The organism is Mesorhizobium sp. U510 (assembly GCF_059180695.1).
On record NZ_CP180531.1, the window covers coordinates 177,628 to 201,875 of the forward strand.

General features: G+C 61.4%; 27 protein-coding genes and 1 pseudogene. 11 read left to right on the forward strand and 17 right to left on the reverse strand.

Annotation, left to right across the window (positions count from 1 at the left end; genetic code table 11):
* Positions 1-131 precede the first annotated feature (131 nt).
* The 5 genes from ACLGL5_RS00900 to ACLGL5_RS00920 all read left to right on the forward strand — a co-directional run bounded on the left by ACLGL5_RS00900 (position 132) and on the right by ACLGL5_RS00920 (position 6,252).
* A complete protein-coding gene (locus ACLGL5_RS00900) occupies positions 132-1,664 on the forward strand; it encodes a sugar ABC transporter ATP-binding protein (protein ID WP_494372731.1) in 1,533 nt (510 codons plus the stop codon).
* Positions 1,661-2,623 carry an ABC transporter permease gene (locus ACLGL5_RS00905; RefSeq protein WP_019863612.1) on the forward strand — a complete coding sequence of 321 codons (963 nt, stop codon included), beginning with the start codon at positions 1,661-1,663 and terminating at the stop codon, positions 2,621-2,623. The genes ACLGL5_RS00900 and ACLGL5_RS00905 overlap by 4 nt, the downstream gene beginning before the upstream one ends.
* A gap of 104 nt (positions 2,624-2,727) precedes the next feature.
* Positions 2,728-3,387: a gluconate 2-dehydrogenase subunit 3 family protein gene (locus ACLGL5_RS00910; RefSeq protein WP_019863611.1), complete on the forward strand. Its 660-nt coding sequence runs from the start codon at positions 2,728-2,730 to the stop codon at positions 3,385-3,387.
* Complete coding sequence (locus ACLGL5_RS00915; protein ID WP_199202379.1) at positions 3,377-5,017, forward strand: GMC family oxidoreductase; 1,641 nt, start codon at positions 3,377-3,379, stop codon at positions 5,015-5,017. Before ACLGL5_RS00910 ends, ACLGL5_RS00915 begins: the two co-directional genes overlap by 11 nt.
* A 68-nt stretch (positions 5,018-5,085) precedes the next feature.
* Positions 5,086-6,252 carry a Gfo/Idh/MocA family protein gene (locus ACLGL5_RS00920; RefSeq protein ID WP_199202378.1) on the forward strand — a complete coding sequence of 389 codons (1,167 nt, stop codon included), beginning with the start codon at positions 5,086-5,088 and terminating at the stop codon, positions 6,250-6,252.
* Between the two features lie 227 nt (positions 6,253-6,479).
* Here the strand turns inward: ACLGL5_RS00920 and ACLGL5_RS00925 are convergent, their stop codons facing one another.
* The 3 genes from ACLGL5_RS00925 to ACLGL5_RS00935 all read right to left on the reverse strand — a co-directional run bounded on the left by ACLGL5_RS00925 (position 6,480) and on the right by ACLGL5_RS00935 (position 7,805).
* Entirely contained in the window at positions 6,480-6,980 is a 501-nt protein-coding gene (locus tag ACLGL5_RS00925; protein ID WP_019863607.1) for a DUF2285 domain-containing protein, read from the reverse strand.
* Between the two features lie 55 nt (positions 6,981-7,035).
* Complete coding sequence (locus ACLGL5_RS00930) at positions 7,036-7,236, reverse strand: transcriptional regulator domain-containing protein (RefSeq protein ID WP_120145555.1); 201 nt, start codon at positions 7,234-7,236, stop codon at positions 7,036-7,038.
* 101 nt (positions 7,237-7,337) lie between these two features.
* Positions 7,338-7,805 carry a Y4oE-related protein gene (locus ACLGL5_RS00935; protein WP_236952496.1) on the reverse strand — a complete coding sequence of 156 codons (468 nt, stop codon included), beginning with the start codon at positions 7,803-7,805 and terminating at the stop codon, positions 7,338-7,340.
* 343 nt (positions 7,806-8,148) lie between these two features.
* Here ACLGL5_RS00935 and ACLGL5_RS00940 point away from each other — a divergent pair, with 343 nt between their 5' ends.
* Entirely contained in the window at positions 8,149-8,424 is a 276-nt protein-coding gene (locus ACLGL5_RS00940) for a helix-turn-helix transcriptional regulator (protein ID WP_280739588.1), read from the forward strand.
* A gap of 43 nt (positions 8,425-8,467) precedes the next feature.
* Here ACLGL5_RS00940 and ACLGL5_RS00945 read toward each other — a convergent pair whose 3' ends face one another.
* From ACLGL5_RS00945 to ACLGL5_RS00955, 3 genes are all read right to left on the reverse strand, one after another.
* A complete protein-coding gene (locus tag ACLGL5_RS00945; protein WP_027047842.1) occupies positions 8,468-8,794 on the reverse strand; it encodes a DUF736 domain-containing protein in 327 nt (108 codons plus the stop codon).
* 680 nt (positions 8,795-9,474) lie between these two features.
* A complete protein-coding gene (locus ACLGL5_RS00950; protein ID WP_010915373.1) occupies positions 9,475-9,936 on the reverse strand; it encodes a hypothetical protein in 462 nt (153 codons plus the stop codon).
* Positions 9,937-10,146 carry a hypothetical protein gene (locus ACLGL5_RS00955; RefSeq protein ID WP_010915372.1) on the reverse strand — a complete coding sequence of 70 codons (210 nt, stop codon included), beginning with the start codon at positions 10,144-10,146 and terminating at the stop codon, positions 9,937-9,939. It abuts the gene before it with no gap.
* Positions 10,147-10,293: 147 nt separating this feature from the next.
* On the opposite strand from ACLGL5_RS00955, the pseudogene ACLGL5_RS00960 reads away from it, so the two are divergent.
* From ACLGL5_RS00960 to ACLGL5_RS00975, 4 genes and pseudogenes are all read left to right on the forward strand, one after another.
* Positions 10,294-10,566, forward strand: a pseudogene (locus tag ACLGL5_RS00960) (SOS response-associated peptidase family protein); the annotation flags it as partial.
* Between the two features lie 43 nt (positions 10,567-10,609).
* Complete coding sequence (locus tag ACLGL5_RS00965; protein WP_274609380.1) at positions 10,610-10,975, forward strand: SOS response-associated peptidase family protein; 366 nt, start codon at positions 10,610-10,612, stop codon at positions 10,973-10,975.
* Between the two features lie 190 nt (positions 10,976-11,165).
* Positions 11,166-11,411 carry a hypothetical protein gene (locus ACLGL5_RS00970; RefSeq protein ID WP_019863603.1) on the forward strand — a complete coding sequence of 82 codons (246 nt, stop codon included), beginning with the start codon at positions 11,166-11,168 and terminating at the stop codon, positions 11,409-11,411.
* Between the two features lie 476 nt (positions 11,412-11,887).
* Positions 11,888-12,730, forward strand: coding sequence for a PRC-barrel domain-containing protein (locus tag ACLGL5_RS00975; protein WP_019863602.1), 843 nt, complete (start codon positions 11,888-11,890; stop codon positions 12,728-12,730).
* 72 nt (positions 12,731-12,802) lie between these two features.
* Here ACLGL5_RS00975 and ACLGL5_RS00980 read toward each other — a convergent pair whose 3' ends face one another.
* The 5 genes from ACLGL5_RS00980 to ACLGL5_RS01000 form a co-directional block, all read right to left on the reverse strand.
* Entirely contained in the window at positions 12,803-12,982 is a 180-nt protein-coding gene (locus ACLGL5_RS00980) for a hypothetical protein (RefSeq protein ID WP_019863601.1), read from the reverse strand.
* Positions 12,983-13,124: 142 nt separating this feature from the next.
* Positions 13,125-14,267: a sugar ABC transporter substrate-binding protein gene (locus ACLGL5_RS00985; RefSeq protein ID WP_020629175.1), complete on the reverse strand. Its 1,143-nt coding sequence runs from the start codon at positions 14,265-14,267 to the stop codon at positions 13,125-13,127.
* 83 nt (positions 14,268-14,350) lie between these two features.
* Entirely contained in the window at positions 14,351-15,382 is a 1,032-nt protein-coding gene (locus ACLGL5_RS00990; RefSeq protein ID WP_019863599.1) for a histidine kinase dimerization/phosphoacceptor domain -containing protein, read from the reverse strand.
* Between the two features lie 6 nt (positions 15,383-15,388).
* Entirely contained in the window at positions 15,389-15,835 is a 447-nt protein-coding gene (locus ACLGL5_RS00995; protein ID WP_494372646.1) for a response regulator, read from the reverse strand.
* A complete protein-coding gene (locus tag ACLGL5_RS01000) occupies positions 15,832-17,337 on the reverse strand; it encodes a sensor histidine kinase (RefSeq protein WP_027047840.1) in 1,506 nt (501 codons plus the stop codon). The genes ACLGL5_RS00995 and ACLGL5_RS01000 overlap by 4 nt, the downstream gene beginning before the upstream one ends.
* Before the next feature lie 115 nt (positions 17,338-17,452).
* Between ACLGL5_RS01000 and ACLGL5_RS01005 the strand changes: the two genes are divergently transcribed.
* A complete protein-coding gene (locus ACLGL5_RS01005) occupies positions 17,453-18,253 on the forward strand; it encodes a class I SAM-dependent methyltransferase (protein WP_019863596.1) in 801 nt (266 codons plus the stop codon).
* Between the two features lie 965 nt (positions 18,254-19,218).
* On the opposite strand, the gene ACLGL5_RS01010 is transcribed toward ACLGL5_RS01005, so the two are convergent.
* The 6 genes from ACLGL5_RS01010 to ACLGL5_RS01035 all read right to left on the reverse strand — a co-directional run bounded on the left by ACLGL5_RS01010 (position 19,219) and on the right by ACLGL5_RS01035 (position 24,246).
* On the reverse strand, positions 19,219-19,776 hold the full coding sequence (locus ACLGL5_RS01010; protein ID WP_032921571.1) for a DUF2062 domain-containing protein: 558 nt from the start codon (positions 19,774-19,776) through the stop codon (positions 19,219-19,221).
* Between the two features lie 291 nt (positions 19,777-20,067).
* Positions 20,068-20,472: an MAPEG family protein gene (locus ACLGL5_RS01015; protein WP_199201973.1), complete on the reverse strand. Its 405-nt coding sequence runs from the start codon at positions 20,470-20,472 to the stop codon at positions 20,068-20,070.
* 101 nt (positions 20,473-20,573) lie between these two features.
* Positions 20,574-21,317 (reverse strand): amino acid ABC transporter ATP-binding protein, encoded by a 744-nt coding sequence (locus ACLGL5_RS01020; RefSeq protein ID WP_019863593.1) that lies wholly within the window; start codon positions 21,315-21,317, stop codon positions 20,574-20,576.
* The gene (locus ACLGL5_RS01025) at positions 21,314-22,288 is read right to left on the reverse strand and encodes an amino acid ABC transporter permease (protein WP_019863592.1); all 975 of its coding nucleotides are present in this window, start codon (positions 22,286-22,288) and stop codon (positions 21,314-21,316) included. Before ACLGL5_RS01025 ends, ACLGL5_RS01020 begins: the two co-directional genes overlap by 4 nt.
* Before the next feature lie 56 nt (positions 22,289-22,344).
* On the reverse strand, positions 22,345-23,178 hold the full coding sequence (locus ACLGL5_RS01030) for a transporter substrate-binding domain-containing protein (protein ID WP_494372647.1): 834 nt from the start codon (positions 23,176-23,178) through the stop codon (positions 22,345-22,347).
* A gap of 240 nt (positions 23,179-23,418) precedes the next feature.
* Positions 23,419-24,246 carry an alpha/beta fold hydrolase gene (locus tag ACLGL5_RS01035; protein ID WP_019863589.1) on the reverse strand — a complete coding sequence of 276 codons (828 nt, stop codon included), beginning with the start codon at positions 24,244-24,246 and terminating at the stop codon, positions 23,419-23,421.
* Between the last annotated feature and the right edge of the window lie 2 nt (positions 24,247-24,248).

Sequence of the window (24,248 nt, forward strand, 5' to 3'; positions counted from 1 at the left end):
GGTTCGGCCGAGTTCGAGCAGAAGCGCAGCGTTTCTGTCCGGCAGGCCGAACCATTCGTCCCACCCGACGCAACCTTTGTTTTGCCCTAGGTGTTGTCATGAACACTGCCAACGCAGCCGAAGCCGTCCGAATGCGAAATGTCAGCATGCGTTTCGGCGGTGTCCGGGCGCTCGACGACGTTCATCTCGACGTTAGCCCGGGCGAAGTGCACGCACTGCTCGGTGAGAACGGCGCCGGCAAGTCGACAATCCTGAAGATTCTGCGCGGCGTGCAACCGCCAACCTCCGGCACGGTCGAGATCGGCGGCGTACCGCTAGCCACCTTCACCGCCGAGGCAGCGCGCAATGCCGGTGTCGCTATGGCGTTCCAGGAAATGAGCCTGATTCCGACGCTGACGGTGGCGCAGAACATCTTCCTCAACCGTGAGATCAGGACCAACTCCGGGCTCATCGACGACAGAACCGCGGCGGCCGAATCGCGAAAGCTTTTCGCGCGCATGGGCGTCGAGATCGACCCCAACGCCAAGGTCTCCGACATTCCGGCTGGACACCGACAGCTTGCCGAGATCGTCAAGGCGACCTCGCAACCGTGCAAGGTGTTGGTGTTGGACGAGCCAACCACTGCGCTGTCGCAGAACGAAGTCGAGCGGCTGTTCGAATATGTGCGCCAGCTTCGCGGCCAGGGCGTCGCCATCGTTTATGTCTCGCATCGTATGGACGAGATCTTCCGCATAGCCGACCGCGCTACCATCTTGCGCGACGGCAAGCACATCATCACCGCGCCGATGTCAGAGTTCACGCTGGAATCGATGATCGCCCATATCATCGGCCGACGCTCTCGCGGCTTCTCCGACGTGGTGCGCGAGACGGCGATGATCGGCGAAGTGCTGCTCGAAACACGCGGCCTTTCGGGCTCCAGCAAGCCGATCGGTATCGATCTGACGCTTCGCCGCGGTGAAGTGGTCGGCGTCGCTGGCCTGCTGGGCAGTGGCCGCTCGTCGCTGGCGCGCGTGCTGGCCGGGGTCCAGCCGATGACTAGTGGCGAGATCCGGATCAAAGGCAAGGCGGTTTCGATCGCCAAGCCGCGAGATGCCATCGACGCCGGCATTGCGCTGGTGCCGGAAGACCGCGCCCGTCAGGGGTTCGTCGCCTTCCATTCGGTAGAAAGCAACATCGACCTACCCAACCTTGATCGCCTTTCGACGAAGACATGGGTCGATCGCACCAAGTCGGCGGCACTGGCGGAAAGCTCGATCCAGCGCCTGCGCATCAAAACCGACTCGCGCAAAGCGACCATCAGGACGCTGTCGGGCGGCAATGCGCAGAAGGTCGTCATCGCCAAATGGCTGGCGACCGAACCGGAGGTGCTGATCCTCGACGAACCAACCGCCGGCATCGACATCGGTTCGAAATCGGAGATCGTGACGCTGATCCGCAACCTCGCCAAATCCGGCAAGGCAATCCTGGTGCTGTCGTCGGAGTTGCAGGAACTGCTCGCCGCTTGCGATCGAATCCTGGTGATGTCGGAAGGCCGCATCGTGCGCGACATCGCTCGTCACGACCTCGACGACGCCGCCAAGGCGGACTCGATCGACAGTCTTCAGCACGCCGAACAGAAACTAAACAAATTCATGCAGGAAGCCCGCGGAGGAATTATCCAATGACCGACACGGCCGCATCAGCCAGCAAATTCTCGGCACTGGCCAACTGGCGTGAATACATCATCTATATCGGCTTCGTGGTTATCTTCCTCGTCTTTGCCGCGACGCTGGGCGACAGGGGCTTTCTCGACCCCAACAACCTGTTGAACATTATCCGTCAGACCGCGATCATCGCCGTGGTCTCGGTGACGATGACCTTTGTGCTCAGCACCGGCGAGATCGACCTGTCGGTCGGGGCAGTCGCGGGCCTCGCTTCCGTCGCCACTGCAATGGGCATCGACCAGTTCGGCATCCCCGGCGGCATCCTTTACGGCCTGGGCACCGGCGTCGTCGTCGGCGCCGTCAATGGCTGGCTGACCACCGGCATCGGAATTCCCTCGTTCCTCACCACGCTGGCCATGATGGGCATCGCACGCGGCGTCGCCATGTGGATCAGCGGCACGGCGGCGATCCCCATCCTGAGCAAGCCCTACGCGGCGGTCTTCGGCGCCGGTAACCTCGGCCCGATACCAAGCCTGTTGGTCTGGGTGGCAATCATCGGCATCGCCGGCCACATCGTGCTTCGCCGCACCACGTTCGGACGGCGCGTGCTGGCAACCGGCGGCAACGAGACATCGGCACGCTACTCCGGGGTCAATACCGCCTCTATCAAATTCCGCGTGCTGATGCTGTCGTCCGTGGCGGCCGCATTTGCCGGTATGCTCTATGCGGGCCGTCTCCATTCCGGCCGCTTCCAGTTCGGCGAAGGCGACGAGCTTTCGGTGATCGCCGCGGCCGTGCTTGGCGGCACCAGCCTGTTCGGCGGGGCCGGCACAGTGGTCGGCTCTATCATGGGCGCGCTGATGATCGGCCTGATCAACAACGGCCTCGTGCTGATGGGACTGGAATTCAGCCAGCAGCTGATCGCCCGCGGCGCCATCATCATTATCGCAGTCGCCATCAGCCAAACGCGCAAGCGTTAGGCGTAGCGCAGGAGAACACAGGCGGGGCTTTGCCAGGCATCAGGCTTGTGGCGCGCTGGCCCGACGCGTCGAACCGAAACGATAATTGCAGCAAGGGACATGCCATGTCTGACACCTTCTTCAATCCGCATCAGCGCGCCACGGTGGAGGCCGCGATGGCCCGCATCATCCCAACCGACGACACGCCGGGCGCACGCGAAGCAGGCTGCGTGGACTTCGTCGACCGCTATCTTTCCGGCATCGGCTACATCTTCGCCAAACCCGACGGCTCAGGCTTCGAAGTTCTCGAAGGCGCATCGGCCAAGGCCTGGATGCAGCGCATCGAAATCATGCGCGAACGCTATGTCGCCGGACTGCTCGACCTCGACGCCCGCGCCCACGAGAGGTTTTCGGCCGACTTCGTCGCGCTGGCGCCACAGCAGCAGGACGATATCCTCCACGAACTGGAGCAGGCCGGCACGGGTGCGCCGACGACGCTCGCCGTCAACGACGCGCTCGCTGGCCCGGTTTCGCCCCAACCCGCACTGCAGCAGACCTCAACGGAGGTCGATCTCGATTTCCTGCCGCTGATGGTCACCCACACGCGCCAGGGTTTTTATGCCGACCCCATCTACGGCGGTAACAGGAACCGGATCGGCTGGGAGGTGATCGGTTTTCCCGGCCCCGCCTCGCTGAAGGATGTCCATATCGGCCGCTACACCACGCTGCAGTATTTCGCCGAGGGCGAAGCCGACAAGGTCAGGGAGTTTCACGATGGCCTATAAGACCAAGCCCGCGAGAACGGACGTCGTCATCATTGGCGCCGGCGCATCCGGCGCCGCCGCCGCAAAGGTCCTTTGCGAGGCTGGCGTCAAGGTCGTGGCCCTCGAAAAGGGGCCGTGGCGGAAGAAAGAAAGCTTTGGCGGAGACGAGCTCGCCAACATCAATCGATACAATCTGTGGCCGGACCCGATCCTCAATCCGCGCACATGGCGCGAGACCGCCGCCGACGACGCGCGTTCCGAAATGTTCTGCCCGGTGCCGCAGATGGTTGGCGGCGGCACCGTCCACTGGCAGGGTTGGTTGCCGCGCTTCACCGAGAACGATTTCCGCCTGCGCACCGTGGCCGGCGACCTGCCGGGCACCAGCCTTGCCGACTGGCCGATCACCTATGACGAGCTCGAGCCTTACTATCTCAAGGTTGAATGGGCATTTGGCGTGTCCGGCCAGCCCGGCGCCAACAAATTCGAGTCGCACCGCTCGGGCGGCTATCCGTGTCCGCCAATGCCGATGTCGCGCTATGCGCAGAAGTTCATCAAGGGCTGCAACGCGCTTGGCTGGAACGCCTTCCCGACGCCGCAGGCCGCCTTGTCGCGCCCTTTCAACGGTCGCAAGGCGACGGTGGTCAGCGCTTTCGCACAGCAGCACGGAGACCCGACCGGAACGCGCTCGTCGGCGCTCAACGTCTTTATCCCGGACGCGGTTGCAACCGGCAATTTCGAGCTGCGACCGGACTGCGTGGTTCGCGAACTCACTCTGAACAGCCAAGGCGACATCAAGGCAGCGATCTACCAGGACGCCGACGGCGACACGATAGAGCAGGAGGCCGATCTGTTCATCCTTGCCTGCGGCGCGATGGAAACCGCACGCCTGATGCTGCTGTCGAAGTCCGGACGCTTCCCGACAGGCGTAGCCAATGGCAGCGACATGGTCGGGCGCAACGTTACCTTTCACGAATACTCGGCTGCGGTCGGCACCTATGAGGATCCGGTCTATGCCTGGGCCGGCGGCGGCTATGTCAGCGCCTCGACCTTCCAACATTACGAGCACGACGCATCGCGCGGCTTCGTCTCAGGCGGCCACATCGCGGTGGCGGGCGTCGGCATCCCGCTGCCGATCAACTGGCGCATGCCGGGCACGCCATCATGGGGCGCCGAAGCCAAGAAGAACGACCGCGACCACTTCAGCCATTCGCTGGCGATTGCCATGGTGCTGCACGACATGCCCCAACACGAAAATCGCATAGACCTCGACGAAACGGTGGTCGACGCCTGGGGACTGCCGGTCGCGCGCGTGACACTGAAGCCGCATCGGAACGATGTCGACCAGGGACGCTACCTGATCGATCGCGGCGCCGACATTCTGGAGGCCAGCGGCGCCTTCATCATCCGCAAGGTCTATGCCGACCGCGTCACCGGCAATTGCTCGCACCAGCATGGCACGGCACGTATGGGCGACGACGGAGCGACCTCGGTGCTCAACAGATGGTGCCGGGCGCACGAAGTCGAGAACCTCTACGCCGTGGACGGATCGCCGTTCCCGACCGGCACAGGCGCCAACCCGACGCTGACCATCATGGCCAATGCCTGGCGTGTCGCCGACAAGATCATTGCCGAACGGGGGGCGGCAGCGTGATGGCCGGCGGGAGGCCTCCAAGGTCCGCCCCCGCCACGTCCCCGATCGACCGCGGCAATGGAGAGCACATGAGCGGCAACCGTTTCGCTAGAAGGCGTGGCCGCATCCGTCTCGGCATGGTTGGCGGCGGCGAAGGAGCCTTCATCGGTGCGGTGCACCGCATTGCCGCCCGGCTCGACGACCGCTACGACCTGGTCGCGGGAGCCTTTTCCTCGGACGCGGGGCGCGCGGCACGATCCGCTGAGCTACTCGGTCTCGACCCGACCCGCAGTTATACCGATTTCACTGGCATGGCGCGCAGCGAGGCCTCCCGCGCCGACGGCATCGAAGCGGTCTCGATCGTGACCCCCAATCACATGCACGCGCCGGCTATCCGCGCCTTTCTTGATGCGGGTATCCACGTCATTTGTGACAAGCCGCTGACGACGACGCTGGCCGAGGCGCTGTCGCTGCGCGAGGCGGCGCGGGTTTCTGGGCTGGTCGTGGCACTGACCCATACCTATACCGGTTATCCGATGCTCCGGCAGGCCCGCGCCATGGTCCGCAACGGCGACCTGGGCGACATCCGCATCGTCCAGGTCGAATACGCGCAGGACTGGCTGGCGACGAAACTCGAGGACGGCGGCAACAAGCAGGCCGAGTGGCGATCGGATCCAGCACGTTCGGGCGCGGGCGGCTCAATTGGCGACGTTGGCACCCATGCTTTCAATCTTGCCGGTTTCGTCACCGGGCTCGAACCTGACGCACTATGTGCCGAGCTTACCACATTCGTGGCAGGACGGCGGCTCGACGATAATGCCCAGATCATGCTCCGCTATGAAAACGGCGCGCGTGGCAGTCTCTGGTGCAGCCAGGTCGCGATCGGCAACGAGAATGAGGTCAGTCTTCGCGTCTATGGCGCGAAGGGATCGTTGGAATGGACGCAGCGCGACGCGAACCAGCTGGTCTGGTCATCGCTCGACCAGAACCGGCAAATCATTACCCGCAACGGCGCAGGCGCAGATGAATCAAACAGACGTGCCTCGCGCGTTCCGGCTGGCCACCCGGAAGGTTACCTAGAAGCTTTCGCCACCCTGTATCGTGAAGTCGCCGAGGCGATCGTCGCCATGCGCCAAGATAGGTCGCTAGCTCCTGAAACGCTGTTCCCAACCGTCGACGACGGCGTCAAGGGCCTGGCTTTCATCGACGCCGCCATTCGTTCGTCGATTGCAGGAGGCGTCTGGACAAGATTGTGATGATTACCTGCGCTTCAAGGTCCACCAGCGCAGTGCTGCTAGAAGCGATTGAACTCACCTAGCTTCTAATCGTCGGGCCCAGGTCACTATGTCCGCTTTCGGGATCGGGAAGATGGGCCTGACAATGACCGAAAATGGGCGCAAAGCCGCCATTCTTTTCAGGATTGAGAGTAGGCGTCGGCTTGGAGACAGCGCAAGTCAGTGGACAACGAGACCGGCGGCACTCGTCAGAGTTGACGCCGCCGCGCGCGCAACAATTGGCGGTAGTCGCGCTCGACCATCTTCAGTCCGTCGCGCACGAGGCGATGCGTCTGGTAGCGAAAAGGCGAGTCCTGCCAGTCGGCGGCGCTAACCAGCCGCCGACCGAACAAGGCGGTCGCGACTTCAAAATGGGATGCCTGCTGTTCGCGGCCATCCAGGCATCGCAGCATGAGGCCAAGGCGTCGGCGCTGGGCCGCAGTCAATCGAGCGTCGGGAACGTGCTGCCTATGGATCGAGCGGATGAACCGCTCGATCGCCTGGAGCCGGTCGTGCGCCATGTCGTCGAGCGGGATGATGGCGGCAAGCGGTTCGCCTGGCTTCGCGTCGTCGAGAAGCGCCAGTTGCGTGCCGCCCGGCGAAGAGCGCGTGTGAAGACCGACCTCGTCATGCCGGCCCGCGGCCAGCGGGACGTCGGAAGCACTGCCTTCCTGCGCTCGCAGATCCGGCGGCATCTGGACAAGGTTCACGACCCCAGGATCGATCTGAGGCGCCCAATAGACGGTCTGCTCGACTGCGGACTGGTCAGGCCTGGCGGCGAAACTGCAAACCCCAGCGCTGGCGCAATGCGCGCATCGCCTTGGCCGAGCGGGAGGCCGCGAAGTCCTGCTGATACTGGGGATTGCGTCGCAGGAACTCCCAGGCAATCGCATCGGCGGCGGCACCTTGGACGAACGCATATGCCTGTGGGTCACGCCACTGCGATGTATCCGTCTTCATCCGCATCCTTCCCTTCTCAAGGATTTGATAGGGGGACGTGGCTTTGAGCGAAATCCTTGGATTCCGTCATTGACGAATGGACGATGAGATATCTCGGCGCCGAGCAGTCAGGTGACACTTCGCGATGCTTGCTGGCTTGCGCCTTGCAGTGTCTTGAATGTGTTCGTCCAGGCGCGATAGGCGTCGTCATCGCCCTGGCTCCAGGCACTGAAGGCGCGCCATGCGGCGAACGATGACGCAGGCTGCTCGAACAGCGCGCCGATCGACTGGTCGCCTGCGGGCCAGCCGGCAGGCTCGTCGCCTGTCGCTTCGTGCGTGAGGCGCCTTAGATCGGCCAAAGCAGAGCGGATATGCGACAGCGGAAATTCGCAAAGGTCGGTGTTGTCAGTCGCCTCCCGAAGGATGACCGCAAGCTTGGCGACCACGCCCGCCAAGGATTGTGCAGGCGTCGCCACAATCTCAGCCAGCAACGCGTCGGCCTTTTCAGCGCCATCCTGCTCTTCCTTCAGAAAATCAGGCCAGTCGCGGTCGGCGCCAACCCTCTCTCCGCGCCCAATCACTTCGCCGACAGGCATGAGCGCACCGCACTCCAGGACCCCCTCCTCAGCCTGCTGCTGCCGAACGCACGAGGCCAGCATCGCAACGTGAGCGTCAATCCAGGCAAGGGATAGGAGAAGTGCTGGATCGGCCGACGGCTGGTTTTCGCCAATTGATGGGGATTGTGAAGCTGCCTTACCTCCACTCACCGGCGCCTCCCGTTCTCACCCGTGACGAAAGGACAATTGGTAGCTATCGTCAGAATCAATGAAGATTCTGAGCTATCAACGTCGTCGCGTAGTGGGGCCGAGCGAGGCTATTTCGCCAGACCTCATCAATGACTTCCGTAGGGTGGCATACTAAAAGCGGCTTTTTTGACCTATGTCAACCAAAAAGAACGATATTGAGAGTGATGCGATCTCTGTTCAGCAGTGTCGTGCTGCACGAGCCATGCTCGGATGGAGTCAGGGGGACCTAGCCGAGGCAGCGGCTGTTTCCAGAACTACGATAGTAGACTTCGAGAGGAGTATTCGTATTCCGCACCGAAACAATCTAGCTGCGATCCGCCGTGCGTTTGAGACAGCGGGAATCGAATTCCTTGCGGAAAATGGCGGCGGCGCGGGCTTACGATTTGCGCGACGGTCTGATCAGACCTAGAGAACTCTCGCCCGGCGCGATTGCCAGGCGAGAGGATCTTCATTCATTCGCCGTTGCGGCGGCTGGGGCGGGACCATATGAGGCTGTGGCCCTCGCCTTCCTCGTCGGCGAAGAGGTTGGCGTAGATCGGAGCGGTGAAGCTCGGATCGTCGAGCTTGAGCCCGAGATAGTCGCGGCCCTCGTTGGAGCGCTTGGACCAGGCGGCGCCGATTTCGGCCTTGCCGACCACCACGCGGTGGCTTGGAGCGTTCTCGCCGCTGGCCCTTGTGTCGGGGACGATGCGCACGCCCTTGGCCTGGACGCTGAGGGTGACGATCTCGCCGGTGAACTCGTTCGCATTGGTCTTCTTGAAAGTGCCGATGGTAGCCATTTTTCAGTCTCCGTCTCTTCGTTTCCGAGCCCGCACCATGCGACCTCGATGGCGATCGAGAGGCCGGAGGCGACCGCCGCCGCATCGCTTGCGACCGCAGCAAAGCGGAGGATGGCGCAGGCGCGCGTTTCTTGGTTCCGCGAGGAATGGGCTTCGCCCAGGGGAAGAAACGCGCGCCGCGCCATTGCGGCATAGGCGGTCGAGGCTTCAGCCGTCCTTCGGGCAGATCAGCCCGTTCGTGAGGTCGTTGGTGCGCTCTATGAAATGAAGAAGGGAGGCAATGGCGGCACCTGGCTATCAAGAATGATGAAGCGAACTGCAGGCCGAGATGTCCACCGATAACGGTTTGACGTGACTTGGATGAAAGCTTGCTCCATCCAACCGCACAAGGCGGCGTACCGAGTATGTCTCGTTTGGGCCGCAAGAAGACGGTGCGGTTCCGAGACGAACCACCCAGAAAGTTGCCGTGGAGGGGGGTCGTGCCAACAAAGGAATTCAATCCATTCGCACCGCGCTCGTTTTTAGTAGGCTGTCGCGAGGAAAGGTTGAGGATCTGGCGTGACGCTAGTCAACGATCGTCTTCTCGAAAGCAAGATGACGAAGGTGGAGCAGGCGCGAGCCTGGAGCCCGCGCGTCATCTCGAAATTCGAGACACTGATCAACAGCGCCGACGACCACTCTCAGTTTCGCGGCATGCTGTGTATCTCCATCCGAACCGGTCCTCCCTTTTTGCAACTCGTGCAGAAAAGAGCGCGCTCCACCGAGCTGAACAGAGCTTCCTTGCCGTAGCGCCGGATCAGACCCTCGGGCTTCACCTCGGCATGATGCGAGCAAGTCGTGCACCACGCACGCAGCGTGTGCCAGCTGCGCAAGTCGCCCAGCGCGACGTCCAGTCCGGCGTGAATACTGCCGTCGATGATCGTCTGCGGCGGAACCTTCACCTCGCCCGGGGTAACGATCTTCTCCATAACGTGGCGGCTGTTGTAGTGGATCAGCAGCATGCCCGGCCGGCGCCGGATGGCGGCGTGCCAGGCCGCTTGGCTCACCACCGCGTCCGGCGTTCGACAGATGGTTTCGAGATGCGTCTTCTCCTCCCGATCCCAAACCTCGATCCGGAAATTGTCTTCGGCAGTGTCCACCATCTAGGGGCGCGCCTTGTGCCAGCCGCGAGAAAAGCCATTCGAGACCGCCGCGCGTGACAAAGCGAGTTCCCGTTCAAGTTCGGCGTTCCTAGCCAGAGCGGTCAGCAAGGCGACCACGGCGTCGCCCCCGGCTGCAGCAATGGCTTGCTGCGCCGCCAACTCCAATTCGGACATAGCTTCGCCGATCGGCGCATTTTGGCGCTTTCCCATGGCCCTTTTCCTGCTCAGATAGGTCAGGAATAAGGAACATATTCCTGTCCGGTCAAGAGGCGCTTGACTATTTTGTTCTCATTTCGTTCACTGTCGGCAGGATAGCTGCACCGAAGGATCGGGAAGCCTGTCGATCGAGGATATGTCATGTGCGGCCGCTATACCCGATATCTGACATGGTCGGAGATCCACCGTCTCTACCGCCTGACGGCGCCGGCGGAAATCGGGCGAAATGATGAGCCTCGCTACAACTTCGCGCCGACGCAGGATGTTCCTTTCGTCACCGCCGGCGAGAACGGGAACCACCGCCTGCGGGAGGGGCGATGGTGGCTCGTACCGTTCTGGGCAAAGGAAATGCCCAAGGCGGCCATGTTCAACGCCAGGATTGAAGGCATCGATACGGCGCCGGCGTTCAGGGACGCCTTCAAGTCGAAACGATGCTTGATCCCAGCTGACGGCTTCTTTGAGTGGACGATCTCGCCGGCCGACGGCTTGGCACATCTACCTTCCCGGCCACGCTCCTTTTTCGTTTGCCGGGCTTTGGGCCCACAACTCAAATCTCGACATCACGAGTTGCACCATCATCACCGAGCCGGCCGGCGAGCTGATGAAAAACCTGCACGACCGTCAGCCGGTCATTCTCGACCAGGCCTATTACGACGCCTGGCTCGACCCGGCGACGCCGAAGGAATACCTGAAAGACATCCTCAGCCACGACATCGATGACAAGTTGCAGTTCAACCCTGTCGGACGCGACGTCAATTCGACCGTCGTCAACAAGCAACCGAATGACCACCCTGCCCTAGTCGGACCGATCAATCCGCTATGAGCGACGAACCCATCAAGCTTGCCGAAGGAATGACGGCGGCGCCGCGGCAAGGTGGACGGATCGAAAATCACATCTGTGAGTTTGAACGATGCGGGAAGCGCGCGCCGTTCGGATTTGCAAAGCCGACAACCATCACATTGGTCTGTTTCGAACATCGCGAACACGGCGACAGCTATTTGGCGGGGGTGAGATGATCAGTCGACCAAGAGAAGCGAACGATTATCCGGACCGTGTCATCGACTGCCAGGAGGCGATGGAGCCCGGGTTTCAAGCCATCGTCGATTGCATGCTGGAAGCCGGCTGGTCGCGCGGTGAAACTCTGCGATCACTTAGGCGGCTGATCGCGGCGGACAACATGACCCAGAAGGAGAACGCCAGGACGGAAACGCAGCTTGCCATCGCTCGGGCCATGATGCGCGCCGGGAAGCCTTTATAGCTGAGGGATTGTAGGCACAGCACCAGCCGCAGTTACTCGAAGCCGGACCTGGGGCCCGCCTTCGACGTCCGGCCTAGGTTCAGCCGCCCATCTTCTTTGCCATGGCGCAGAAATCTGCGTGCGACTTGTTGAGCGTGGTATCGCCGCAATCTTGCAACACCGCTTTCTGTTCATCCGGTTTCAGAGTCGTCCATGCTCTAAGACCGCCGCTGGGGTGATCGCCTTCAGCCGCTGCGGCGATCCGGCCAGTGGCGAATATGAGGACGCCCGGGTGTTCTGTTCTACGGGTCGTTGCCCGTATTGGAGGTCGAGACCGCAATCGCCTGCTAGGCAAATGCGATCGAAACCACCACGCGAGCTTGTTGTGTTCAGGCCGACTCGGAAAAATACGACCCCCACCGCTGGAACCAATATCCACACGGGCTGTTGAGCTGTGCTGGTACAAATGTTCCGCGGTACATTTCCACCCGATTGGCGTGCTCGACACACGAAGTCAAAGCAAGAAGCCGCCTGTGGGAAACAATATGAAATTCGTTAAGGTTGCAGCGCCGTTGGCATTGTTTTGCGCGCTTGGTGTCAGCCCGGCGTTCGCTGTATGCAATATCTCCGATGCGAAACTCGAGGAGGCCGTGCTCAAGAGCCCTGAGTTGCGCAAGCCAGAAAACCGATACCTGGTCCATGACCTGCGCACCTTGAGGGATGCGGCGTTCGTTCTATGGACATACGGTTTGCACGACGATTGCGAGCGCGTGCTCGCCAATATCCGCCAACTGATCGCCGCGCCGTCAATGGCCAAGCTCGCGGGTAATGATGAGGATCTTGCCGATGAGCAATTGGCAGCAGGCGAACCTAAGCAGCATGAAGGTGGGGGTATCCAGGGCAATCGTGACGCCCCAGACGCCCGCCCGCTCATCAATCTCGACGACCTTGGACCTGGCCTTCGCGTCGACGAGATCGTCGGCTCCGAGGTCCGCAGCTCGGATGACAAGATCGTTGGCGAAGTTCGAAATGTCGTGATTGGCACGAAGGACCGATGGGACTACGCAGTCGTTGCCTCCGGTGGGTTCTTTATCGCCGGGAAAGACAGCATCGTCGTCCCGCTACGTTATCTTCAAGTGAACGAGGAGCGGACAAGCTTCTACCTCCGCATCTCCAGCGCCGATGTCAAAGCCGTGCCGTTGATGCCCGACCAGAAATATCTGTGGCTTGCGGATGAAGCGTGGCGAGCGAAGAACGATGCGATCTTCCAGAAGTTGATCCCGGACCCGGTTCGCTCTGGAACCCCGTCGGTCCCACAAGCCAATACCGACTCCAAGTGAAAGATCGAGCCAAGCCAGCTCGTTCCCTGGCGGTCGAGACCGCGATCACGTGTTAGGCGAACGCACGAGCCTTCACGCGCACTTCTTGCGTTCAGCTACCTCGACACCAAGCCGGAACGCCTGGCCGTCCGCGTAGGAGCGCGCGTAACTTTCGGCCTCGAAAGGGAAGGTCAGCGTGTTGCCGTAGGCTGTCACGCGGACGGTCCATTTCTTGTCGCGAATGATTTCGACTGCGTGCTCGGGCGATCCCATGTGTCCTCCCACGATCACCAAGTGAGGGCACGGAGATAGCGTCGCAAAAGTCGTTTGAATGCAAACAATTCGACACGTCGGTGTCGTAATGGCGTTGGTCCGGTCAAATGGCCTGTTGCCCAGCCTCCGGATGGTGCGTCTACTATCGAGATTCAGACGACCAGGGGAAATTGAGATATTGATCGCGGCTGTCGTAGCAGATGTTGCCATACATCCGTAGATAGCCATCTCTTCGCGCCGGATCGGCATAGACCGCGCCTGGATTGGCAAGATCCTTTTGATAGTCGCCAAGGTTTTGCGCCGTGATGACGTGCGGCAGGATATCCATCGCTTGCGGGATCGGCTTTCCCTCGAGCCAGTCGGCCGCATGCTGGCCCATCGCATATCCGAAGACAGGCGAATTCAGGCTGACCGTCATCTTGTAGGGACCTCCCTTTGTGATTTCGGCTATTGCCTCGGGCTCGCCGTCGATCCCTCCGATGAACTGATCCGGCCTGTCCTTGCCAGCCTCCCGCAGCGCCTGCAGGGCGCCAAGGACGACACCATCGGCGCCCAGCACCACGTCCACATGCGGATGCGCCTGGATGACCATCCGCATCGTGGCCAATCCTCCTTCCTTGCTGACGGGATTGGGGGAGATATCGGCTACGATGCGCACGTCTGGCAGCGTGTCGAGCGCATCGCGGATGGCGACAAACCGCGGCGTGAGAAATTGCAGGCTGTCCTGGGTCAGCAGCACCACGTCGGCTCGGCCGTGGAACTTGTCCTTGATATACGCGACCGCCGCGTCTCCCAGTTCCTTCCCGGTGAGATATTGCGGCGCGTTGAGCAGCGACGTTGCCGGCGGTGCGACGACCGTGCTGACATAGGTTCCAGACCACATGGCCTTTTGCAGGCTGGGGGCCAGCGCCGCCGGGTCTACGGGAGACACAACGATCCCGCCCACCCGCTCGGCGCGCAGCGCCTCGACGTCCGAGATCATCTTGGCGCTGTCATTGGCGGCGAGGGCGACACGATATTCCAGATGGTTGTCTTCGGCCGCCTGAGCCAGGCCATGATCGACACCCTCGATGAACTCACGCTTGTTGTCCTTGGCGAATGCCAGGATCGGCTTGAGGTCGGTTGGCTTCGAGCAGCTCGGCGCCGTTGGAACGAATGGCTGTAGAACCGTCGGAACGGTAATGCCGGGTGACCCCTCGGCCATCGAGGCGACATTGGTTGCGAGCAGCAGAGCAGCGATCGGCAGCAACTGCTGCATGGCGAATCTACCGGTCTGCCAAAACATCGAACTCTCCACCTGAAGAAAACGCCGGGCGCATCCTTGCATGACCCATGGCGGAGGCAAAGCCTGCCAGCGCGCATAGCCCGTCACTGCGGCAGGGCAAAGCTCAGCACCACCGCTGTCCCCGGGTCGCGTGCGTGATAGACAACGTCGGCGTCGATGCTTCTAGCCATTGCCTTGATGATGCGCGTTCCCAGCCCGGTTCCCTTGATGACTTTGCCGGCGTTGCCGACGCCATCGTCCTCGACGGTCAGCAAAGCGCGCCCTGGGCTGTCCTCGCGCAGGAGTACCCGCACATCGCCGGATTTGTCGGGATAGGCGTATTTGAAGGCATTGGTGACCAACTCGGTCACGATCACCCCGAGATTGATCGTGGCGTCGATGCCGAGTGTCAGCGGCGCCAGATCGCTGATCAGGTTGGCGCCGTGCCCCTGGCCTCGCATCGAGCCGCCAAGGTTTTCCAGGAGGCCGCCGAGATAGCCGTCGAGTTCGACGATGCCGACCGAGCCGGAGGTGTAGAGGCGCTTGTGCACCGAGGCTATGGCGAAGATGCGCGCCTGGGTTTCGGCAAGCGCATCTTTGGCGCCCTTGTCCGTCAACACATTGGCCTGCAGGTTGACCAGCGCTGAGACCATTGCAAGGCTGTTGGCGACCCGGTGGTTGACCTCGGCCAGCAGGAGTTCGGCGCGGTCGCGCGCCGCACGCACCTGCGCCTCAGCGGCTTCCTTCTCGGCAACGAGGCGTGCCTTGGCGACAGCCTGATCGAGGGCGGAGGCCAGAAGCGCTATGAAGTCGTCACCGATCGTCTTCGGCACGAAGTCGCTGGCCCCGGCCTTCAGGGCGGCCACCGCGACACTCATTTCGGAAGAGCCGGTCACATAGACGGCGGGAGGGCCGGCGCCGCGCGTTGCAAGCCTTGCCAGGAATTCAAGCCCGGTCCCGGCACCCAGATAGTGGTCGAGCGCCAAGACGTCGAAGCCGCCTTCCTCAAGTCTGGTCAGAGCCTGTTCCGGACTGGAAGCATGCTCGACGACGAAACCGAGGCGGCCGAGCTTTTTCTGCACGAGGCGCGCGAGCGCGTCGTCGTCATCGATGTAAAGGACCCTGGTCTTAGGCATCGTTTTTCAGGCCGTTTCCGGGACCTGAATGACGGTGAACAGGAGGCCGAGCTGCCTGATGGCGTTGGCGAAGCCTTCGTAGTTCACGGGCTTGGTGATGTAGACGTTGGCGCCGAGATCGTAGCAGCGCTGGATCTCGCGACTGTCATCGGTCGTTGTCAGCACCACGACAGGAATCCGCTTGAGATGTTGATTGACCTTGATTTGTTGCAGAATATCGAGGCCGGTCATGTCAGGCAGATTGAGATCGAGAAGCACAAGAAGATGACGCCCGACGCTCGCGTCGCCAGAGCCGTCCGGCCCCAGCAGGTAGGCGAGCGCGCTGGAACCGTTGGTGAAAGCAACGACATCGTTGTTGACCCCGGCGCGGCGAATGTTCTTCTCGATGAGGCGCGCATGGCCCTCATCGTCCTCGATCATAACGATCGTTACTGGTTTGCCGGCTTGGCTCATGCAAACGCTCTTTCGTTTGATGCCGCGATCATCGGCAGCTCTATCCTGAAAGTTGTCCCAACGTCGAGCGTTGATTTGACCGTGATGTCGCCGCCTAGCCTGCGCAAGATGGCTCGTACATGCGCAAGTCCGATACCGTCGCCAGGCTGGTCCTGTAGACCCGATCGCCGGAACAACTCGAAAATGCGTTCCACGTCCTGCTCGGCGACGCCGCGGCCATTGTCCTCGAAATCGATGGCGATGCGATCGCCGGCGATAGTCCTTGCTCCGACCCTGATGCGAAGCGGCCGCGCGGGCGAGCGATATTTGGTTGCATTGTCGAAAAGGTTGGCAAAAACCTGTTCGAGCGACAGGCGATCGGCCTCGATCTCCACGCCTGCGAGGTCGACGTCGATCTTCCCGTCCGCTTCCTTGACCTGATGCTGGAAGCTGGAAACCGTGCTTTCGATCAAAGCCGCAAGTTGTATGGCTTCGGGCCGCAACGGCCTGCGTCCTTCGCGCGAAAGCTGGAGGATGGCGTTGATGAGCCCATCCATCTTGCGCGTTGACGAGCGGATAAAACCGATGGCTTCCGGCAGGTCCTCCTCCGCCGCCATTCGTGCGTTGGCAACCAGGGGGTCGGACGCGTTGGCGCCGATGCCGGACTTTTCGATGAGCGTCTGCAGGGTGGCGACACCTGCTTCCAGCTCGCTGGTGAAACCCATGATGTTGACGAGGGGCGCGCGCAGGTCATGGGTGACGATATAGGCGAAGCGCTGAACCTCTTCATTGGCCCGCACGAGGTCGGCGGTACGTTCGCGCACCCTGGTTTCCAGCCCGCTGTTGAGAGCCTCGAGGTTCCACCGTGCGGCGCTGAGTTCGCGCGTGTGGCGCAAAAGCGAGGCCCAGGCGAAGCCGACCACGATAACGATCGCAATGCCGCCGGCTATGGTTATCATGCGCAGCCAGGCGAAGTAGGACCTCTGTTCCGCCACGCGCGCGGTCAGCCGGTCGTCGGCCGCAAGGATGATGCCGTTGAAGTAGACGTTGGCCTGATCCATCAGCGCCTTGCCACGGTTGGAAGCGACGATCGCCGCCACGGCATCGTCCTTGCGCTGTCGCTTCAGGGCGACGGTCCTGTCCATTTCGGCAAGCTTTTCGCCGATGATTGCCTTGAGCTGGTCGATCGATGCTGCCGCCTCGGGTTCCCCGGCAACGAGGAGCTGCAACTTTTCGAACCGGCGAAGAGCCGACGACTTTGCCGTATCGTAAGGCGAGAGATAGATCTCGTTGCCGTTGTAGAGGAAACCCCGCTGACTGGATTCCGCCGAGAGGAGAGAATTGCGGACATCGACGGCAGCGGTGCGGGTGTCACGCGCGGCAGTTACATCGTCAAAACTGATGCGCGACTTCTCGGCGAGCAGGTATGTGGCGGCAACGATGCCCATCAGAACCAGCAGGCCCATCGCCAGCAGAGCGCTGGAGCCGCGCAGCATGACCTTGTCGGTTGGATTTTCAGACAAATTCGTCTCACTGGTGCGCATTGGTGGCGTTATCTCTAGCGAGCGTTATACTTTCCCACAACCGACGCGCCGGCCAAACAAGCATGTGTCCGCGTTGCATTAAGGGAGGGAACAAGTGACTTCGACTTTCACAGTCCATGATGCCAGCGGCTATGAGAAGCTCATGGGCCGATGGAGCCAGAAGCTTGCGCCGCTGTTCATAGATTTCGCGGGCATCTCGGCTGGCGAGAAGATCCTCGACGTCGGCTGCGGCACTGGCAGTCTGACATTTGCCCTGCTGAAGGCGGCTGAGCTCAAGGAGATCACCGCCATCGACTATTCGCCGGTTTTCGTGGCTGAAACGATCAGGCGCAGAACAGATCCGCGGATAAAGGTTGAGCAGGGCGACGCCTGCGCGCTCGCCTTTGACGATGGAGCCTTCGATCGCGCGCTGGCGCTTCTGGTGCTGCATTTTGTTACCGACGCCGGCAAGGCTGTGGCCGAAATGCGCCGCGTCGTTCGGCCTGGTGGCGTCGTGGCCGCTTCTGTCTGGGATCATCTGGGAGGCATGCCGGGCATGCGCATGATGGCCGATACGGTGGCGGCGCTCGGCGAAGCCGGCCGCCAGTTTCGTGCGCGCTATTGCTTCCAACCCATGATGATGCCGGGAGAGATGAGGGCGACCTTCATTGAGCAAGGGCTTCTGCAGGTTAGCGAGACGCAGCTGATGATCCGGATGGATTACAGCAATTTTGACGACTATTGGTCGCCGATGGCCGCAGGCGAGGGCCCGTTCGGCAAGTTCTTGTCGTCCCTCGATGCGCCGGATCGCGCGAGAGCCGAGGCGGCGGTGCGCGAAGCATATCAGGCCGGCCAGCCGGACGGCCCGCGTTCCTTTGCAAATGTCGCCTGGGCTTGCCGAGGGATCGCGCCCTGAGAGCCCCAAGGAGCCGGTCTCATTCTGGCCGGAAGGGGTGACAGCCTTTGGCCGAGGAAGGCGCTAGGAAGACTGGCGCGAAATTTCCTGGTCGGCATCCCGCGAGGCGCGTACTTCCGAGCCCTTTGGAGTTTCTGGCTCGGGCCGCTGCGGGTGCGCACCGGCCTCCAGCCCATGCGAATAAATCTGCGTCACAGGGAAGCGGCCGCACTTGCGCGATAGGACGTGCATCCGACCAGTTCACGTCCGCCGAGGCTGGCAGGTGTGTCGGCGACGCGGTCCCATACGGTCCACTGCAGGTTGGCCTCTTTCTGGCAAAAGAAGCGAGAATGGATTATCCGTTTTACTGATAAGGGGGTCCGGGATTTCTTCACCACTAAGTCACCCAAGAAAATGGTGCTGAGCTTGGGATGAAATAGTGTATGCGAAATCATCGCCTTGACCGGGATCAAAAGATTCTGGCGTCCAATTTAGAACCAACACACTCAAGGCGACACAAAGGAGGCGCCAACACGCCTCACGTTGCGAAATCAGGCCGCCTGTTGCTACCGGGTTACAGCGCCGATTGAGCTTTTAAGCTACGGATGGCCGCAGCGCTGAGTTTTCTGGATTTCTGGCGGGGGCCATCCCGGGAAGCCGCGTAGTACGAGGAAAAAAGCCCGTCGGCTTCGGTCGGCGGGTTTTTCTTTGCTGCTTTGTCCGAATGGGGGGGAAACGGCCAGTCCGCTATCGGGGCGAGCACGGCGGATAGCTGCCATTCGGCAGACGGGGCGTTCATCAATAAAAGTGCGGCGAGGAACCCATGACGGAGGCTCCAGATATCCGGGCCGCCAGTTGTAGGGACGCGCTTATAGCGGCGATATTGCCGACGAGCGGACGCATTTCTACGGCTGCCCTTCCGTAACTCACCCTCCAGAACGGCGATGTCGAGTTGACAGAGGGGGCGATAACACGATGTCTTCCTGCTACTGGAGCAGGCTCCCCTTTTCGGCCAGTCGCTTGCGCCTTTGTTCGCGGAAAACTGTCATGCCATAGCGGGTGATGCCATAGAACAACAGGCCAAAAATCAGCCCGAGTGGCACCGCACCGCACAGCATGGGCTTTAAGACCGGTGCCCACAGTTGCGAAATTGAAAGGGTCTGCAACATCTCACTCAGATGGGCTGGCCGTTCGTGACTTTGCATGTGGCCGTGCAACATGATCTTGCCGGTCTCCCAAGTCGCTCCCACAACAAACGGGAGGGTCAGCGGATTGCCAAAGACAAATGTTCCTAGCCCTGCCGCCACCATGTTTCCTGAAATCAGCCAGCACACGATGGCGGCAATGGCGAAATGGGACCCTAGTGGAAAGAAAGACGCGAAAACCCCAGCCGCCACCCCCGCCGCGACGGCCGTTGGAGTGGCGTTCAGACGGAGGATACGCTTTGAAACATACTGAAACGATCGCGAGAAGGAGCGGCGCGGCCACATATAAATGCGCAATCGCTCGAATAGACCATCAGGATTTCGGCGTCTAAAGAGCACTCTCTTGCCCACTTGAAACGCGGTCGGTTGAACGGATGGACCTCGTCTCTGAAAACGTAGCCTGTGCTGCTTTGTTCCGAATTTGCTGATCAACCGGGTGTCCGAAAGCGCAGCGGATAGTCGGGCAACAGTTGGAAAAACCCAGGCTGAGAACGCGCGGCATAGTTTTGTACCGCGTTGAATGGGTAGAGCGTCTGGTTATCGGCATTTTGCCAATCCGCCCCTACGTCGGGCGCCCCTCTTTTCGGCTCCCGCGCAATGCGCCACGGGCCGCCGGGCTTCTGGCACTTTTCACCTCAACATCGCCCAGGACCAGTACGCACCAATTACCATTTGCACTGTGAACGCAGTGAACCTGAGACTGACCGCGACCTGGCTCGTGGAGACGAGGTGAATTATCGACTGAACTATTCGCGCGGCTAATAGTGTAGAAGCCAGCGGATCCGTCACATCGGTCTTTGAAATAAGGATCGCGACTCCGAGCAGACCTCCGAAGATTGGAAGCCCTTCTATGCAGTTGGCGTGGGCGCGGGCCAACCTTTGCATAAAGGGAGAAAGAGCCGCGTTATCTGGCGTAAAGCCGTTTGCTGCGACCTTCCCAGAGATCACCAGATATGTACGGATCACTTCCATCACGATCAGCAGTCCCAGTGCCCACGAGATGAATACAGTCAATGCAAACGCAGTCGCCGACATATGCCGTCCCCGTCGCTAGCAGTCTCGGTCGTCGTAACCAATCACCTAGTCTACCGCTAAGTTTCCAGGAACTCGACCGGAAAAGCAGCCTTTGCTGGAGGCTAATGCTTCAAAATCTGGCTGAGGAACAGCTTGGTTCGGTCGTGACGCGGGCGGCTGAAAAACGCGTCGGGCGTGCCCTCCTCGACGATCTGACCGGCGTCCATGAAGATAACGCGGTCGGCTACCGCCCGTGCGAACCCCATTTCGTGCGTCACGCACACCATGGTCATGCCGTCGCGGGCTAACCCGGTCATCGTCTCCAGCACCTCCGAAACCATTTCCGGGTCGAGCGCGGATGTAGGTTCGTCGAACAGCATGACAGCCGGCTCCATGCACAGGCTGCGGGCAATCGCCACACGCTGCTGCTGGCCTCCGGACAACTGGATGGGGAACTTGTTGGCCTGCTCGGGAATGCGGACCCGCTCGAGGAACTTAAGCGCGGTCTTGCGCGCCTCCCTTTCCGGCACGCCCTTCACCCACATCGGGCCGGCCATGCAGTTCATCAGCACCGTCATGTGCGGAAACAGGTTGAAGTGCTGGAACACCATGCCGACGTTGGAGCGCACGTCGGCGACATTGCCCATCTTCCCATGCAGAGCGACGCCGTTGACGGTGATCTCGCCCTCCTGATGCGCCTCCAGGCGATTGAAACAGCGGATGAGCGTCGATTTGCCGGAACCCGAAGGGCCGCAGATAACGATCCGCTCGCCCTTATGAACCGTCAGGTTGATTTCCTTCAGGACGTGAAAGGTGCCGTACCACTTCGACACGTTGCGCGCTTCGATGATGGCGGGAGCGCTCATCGGACCTTGCTCCTGTGGTAATGTCGCTCGATCCGCGCCTGGATCAGTTCGAGGCAGATCGACAGCATCCAGTAGATCATGGCTGCGGAAATCAGCATCTCCATGTGCTGGAAGGTCTTCTGGCCGAGGGTGCGCGCCAGGAACATCAGTTCCCACACGCCGATGACAGAGACCAGCGAAGAGTCCTTCAGCATTGAGATGAATTGGTTGCCCGTCGGCGGAATGATGACCGGCAGCGCCTGCGGCAGGATGATGCGGCGCATGGTCAATGCGAAGCCGAAGCCCATGGAGCGCGACGCCTCCCATTGGCCGCGATCGATGCTCTGGATGCCGGAGCGGAAGATCTCGGTCATGTAGGCGCCGTAGCAGAGCGAAAGCGCAAGGATGCCGGCGGGCACCGCATTGATGACGAAGCCGAGTTGCGGCAGGCCGAGATAGATCAGGTAGACCTGCATGAGTAGCGGAAGGCCGCGGAAGAAGGAGGTGTAGAAACTGGCGATGGCGTAGGCGAAGCCATTGCTGGAAAGCTTGGCGACCGCGCCGGCCACCGCAATGACTGAAGCGATGACGATGGAAATCGCCGAGACATAGAGCGTGGTGACAACGCCCTGACTTATCAGAAACGGCAGCTTCTCCCTGATGAAGGGCAGGCTGAGGTGGAACGTCTCGAAGAAGGCAATGAACAGCAGCAGCAGTTCGAGCCAGACGATGCCGATCTGGACCTTGAGCGGCGCGAAACCAATCAGCACGACGTTGAGCGTGAAGATCACCGCTATGGCGAAGCCGATAGCAAAGCGCCCGTAGAGGCCGCTCGTCGACGGCTCTCCGATCACCGGACGCATGAGTTCGGCGAAGCTGGTGCTCGACATGTTGAAAGCCATGAAGAGAAGCAGGACGGCGCCGAACATCGTCGCCACGAACCAGGGTTTATGGACGAGGATTTCGGCTTCGACGGTATCGGGATAGAGCATATTTGAGCACCGGCTGTTCGGCGGCCTGCCCAGGGGAAGGCCGCCTTTGAAGGGAGCTAGTTGGTCTTGGAATAATCCTGGCCGTACCATTTTTCGGAAAGCTTGCTCAGCGTGCCGTCAGCTTTCATCGCCTTCACGGCGTCGGCGATCTTGGCCGACAGTTCCGGGTCGCCGCGCTCGATGGCGATTGCCAGCGGCTCGTAGAACACCGGATCGCCGACCTGCTTGATCGGGTAGCCGGCCTTCTCGGCGTCGAGGATCGACGGCAACGAAGAGACCACCGCGTCCAGGCGCACGCCGTCGCCGAGGCGAAGGTCGTCGAAGGCGGTCGTCGAATTCTCGTAGGAGTGGACCTCCTTCGGATTGAGCTTGTACTCGAAGGGCGGCGCGCCGGCGGCGTCGAGCGTCAGATCCTTCTTGGCATAGGCCTCGAAGGTGGAGGTGCTGGTGGCGCCGACCACCTTGCCGTCGAGGTCGGCCAAAGTCTTCGCCTTGCTGTCCTTGTGCACGGCAACGGCCGCCGGTGTGTAGTAGTAGACCGCCGGAAAATCGAAGATCTCGGCGCGCTTCTTGGTCGGCGTCATCGAGCCGGCATGCATGTCCCAGCGCCCCGCCCAATTGCCGGCGGTGATGATGTCCCAGCCGGGCGTGACGAACTCGACCTTGACGCCGAGGTGCTTGCCGATTGCCTTGGCGACGTCGACGTCGAAACCGTCTAGCTCGTTGCTGGCATTCACGAAGGACTGCGGCGCCCAGTTGGCGTCGGTTGCCACTTTGAGCGTGCCGGCTGCCATCACACGGTCTAGCACCGCGCCTGCATGGGCAGGATATGCGCCAAGCGCAAGCGCCACCGCGGCTATCGTCAGCTGTCGTCTGGTCCAGATTGTCATATGCGTATTCCCCTTGTTGTTGTTCATTCACTTGCCCTCATGGCCGTTCAGCCGGTCATGATCTCGCAATCCCTTGCCGACGAGGTCGGCATCCTCCGGACGGCTCGCGGATTTAGCGATGCCCGAGCCGGTCCGGTCTTCCGCTGCCGTGGAGGATGTTTGCAGCCGTCATTCCCTCGCTCACGGGGAAAGCTTTGGCCTGTTGCCGGCGAGATGCCCTCACCTGCTCCGCGAAGACCGCTATCCATGCGCGACCGCCCCTCTCGCGCGACCAGCGCCCAGCAGGAAGTCGGCCATCGTGTCCGCGACGAGAGCCGGCGCCTCGATCAGGATGGAATGGCGGAGCCCAGGCAGGATGGCGAGTTCGGAGCCCTGCACCTGTTCGTGCATCAGACGTGCCATGCGCGGGCTGGAACCCTGGTCGTCCTCGCCGGTCACGATCAGTGTCGGGCAAGTGATGCGGTCGAGGATGCCGCCGAAATCGGTTTCGGCGAGAACTCTGTAGGCGGCGGCGTAGCAATCGCGGTCATTCTCGGCGTCACGCCGGCGCAGCTCCGCGACAATCTCCGGGTTGTTGTCCTGAAACTCCTCGGTCAGCCAACGCGACAGCGACGCGGCGTGATGCGCCGGGGCATCGCTGGCCATCAGCGCCGCCAGCCGACCGCGCACCGCGTTGCGTTCCTCGGGCGTGCGGCCGGCAACCGTCGACAGCAGCACCAGTTTTTGCAGGCGCTCGGCATGCGTCAGCGCAAGACGCTGTGCGATCAAACCGCCCAGCGAAAACCCTGCCAGATGGAAGGTGGCAAGCCCGATATGATCGGCCAGCGCCAGCGTCTCCTTGACGAAATCGTCGATCTCGTAGCGGCCTTTGACCCGGCTGGAGCGGCCATGGCCACGCAGGTCGAAGGTGAGGACCGCGAAACGATCCTTCAGCCGCCCGGCCACGCCACTCCAGGCTTCGAGATAGGAGCCGACGCCATGAATGCAGACCAGCGGCACGTCGCCCTTGCCCTCGAGGCGCCAGTTGATCAGCACGCCTTCGACATCGAGATGGCCGGAGCACGCCATGG

Bases quoted from the DNA above. Each gene is read 5' to 3' on its own strand.
- ACLGL5_RS00910 (WP_019863611.1), top strand. From the start codon at position 2,728: ATGTCTGACACCTTCTTCAATCCGCATCAGCGCGCCACGGTGGAGGCC.
- ACLGL5_RS00935 (WP_236952496.1), bottom strand. From the start codon at position 7,805: ATGCCTGTCGGCGAAGTGATTGGGCGCGGAGAGAGGGTTGGCGCCGAC.
- ACLGL5_RS01035 (WP_019863589.1), bottom strand. From the start codon at position 24,246: ATGGCGTGCTCCGGCCATCTCGATGTCGAAGGCGTGCTGATCAACTGG.
- ACLGL5_RS01025 (WP_019863592.1), bottom strand. From the start codon at position 22,288: ATGCTCTATCCCGATACCGTCGAAGCCGAAATCCTCGTCCATAAACCC.
- ACLGL5_RS00945 (WP_027047842.1), bottom strand. From the start codon at position 8,794: ATGGCTACCATCGGCACTTTCAAGAAGACCAATGCGAACGAGTTCACC.
- ACLGL5_RS00900 (WP_494372731.1), top strand. From the start codon at position 132: ATGCGAAATGTCAGCATGCGTTTCGGCGGTGTCCGGGCGCTCGACGAC.
- ACLGL5_RS00980 (WP_019863601.1), bottom strand. From the start codon at position 12,982: ATGGGATCGCCCGAGCACGCAGTCGAAATCATTCGCGACAAGAAATGG.
- ACLGL5_RS00930 (WP_120145555.1), bottom strand. From the start codon at position 7,236: ATGCGGATGAAGACGGATACATCGCAGTGGCGTGACCCACAGGCATAT.
- ACLGL5_RS00990 (WP_019863599.1), bottom strand. From the start codon at position 15,382: ATGCCTAAGACCAGGGTCCTTTACATCGATGACGACGACGCGCTCGCG.
- ACLGL5_RS00970 (WP_019863603.1), top strand. From the start codon at position 11,166: ATGATCAGTCGACCAAGAGAAGCGAACGATTATCCGGACCGTGTCATC.
- ACLGL5_RS00955 (WP_010915372.1), bottom strand. From the start codon at position 10,146: ATGGGAAAGCGCCAAAATGCGCCGATCGGCGAAGCTATGTCCGAATTG.
- ACLGL5_RS01015 (WP_199201973.1), bottom strand. From the start codon at position 20,472: ATGTCGGCGACTGCGTTTGCATTGACTGTATTCATCTCGTGGGCACTG.
- ACLGL5_RS00905 (WP_019863612.1), top strand. From the start codon at position 1,661: ATGACCGACACGGCCGCATCAGCCAGCAAATTCTCGGCACTGGCCAAC.
- ACLGL5_RS01030 (WP_494372647.1), bottom strand. From the start codon at position 23,178: ATGACAATCTGGACCAGACGACAGCTGACGATAGCCGCGGTGGCGCTT.
- ACLGL5_RS00985 (WP_020629175.1), bottom strand. From the start codon at position 14,267: ATGTTTTGGCAGACCGGTAGATTCGCCATGCAGCAGTTGCTGCCGATC.
- ACLGL5_RS00915 (WP_199202379.1), top strand. From the start codon at position 3,377: ATGGCCTATAAGACCAAGCCCGCGAGAACGGACGTCGTCATCATTGGC.
- ACLGL5_RS00995 (WP_494372646.1), bottom strand. From the start codon at position 15,835: ATGAGCCAAGCCGGCAAACCAGTAACGATCGTTATGATCGAGGACGAT.
- ACLGL5_RS01020 (WP_019863593.1), bottom strand. From the start codon at position 21,317: ATGAGCGCTCCCGCCATCATCGAAGCGCGCAACGTGTCGAAGTGGTAC.
- ACLGL5_RS00950 (WP_010915373.1), bottom strand. From the start codon at position 9,936: ATGGTGGACACTGCCGAAGACAATTTCCGGATCGAGGTTTGGGATCGG.
- ACLGL5_RS00940 (WP_280739588.1), top strand. From the start codon at position 8,149: ATGTCAACCAAAAAGAACGATATTGAGAGTGATGCGATCTCTGTTCAG.
- ACLGL5_RS00920 (WP_199202378.1), top strand. From the start codon at position 5,086: ATGAGCGGCAACCGTTTCGCTAGAAGGCGTGGCCGCATCCGTCTCGGC.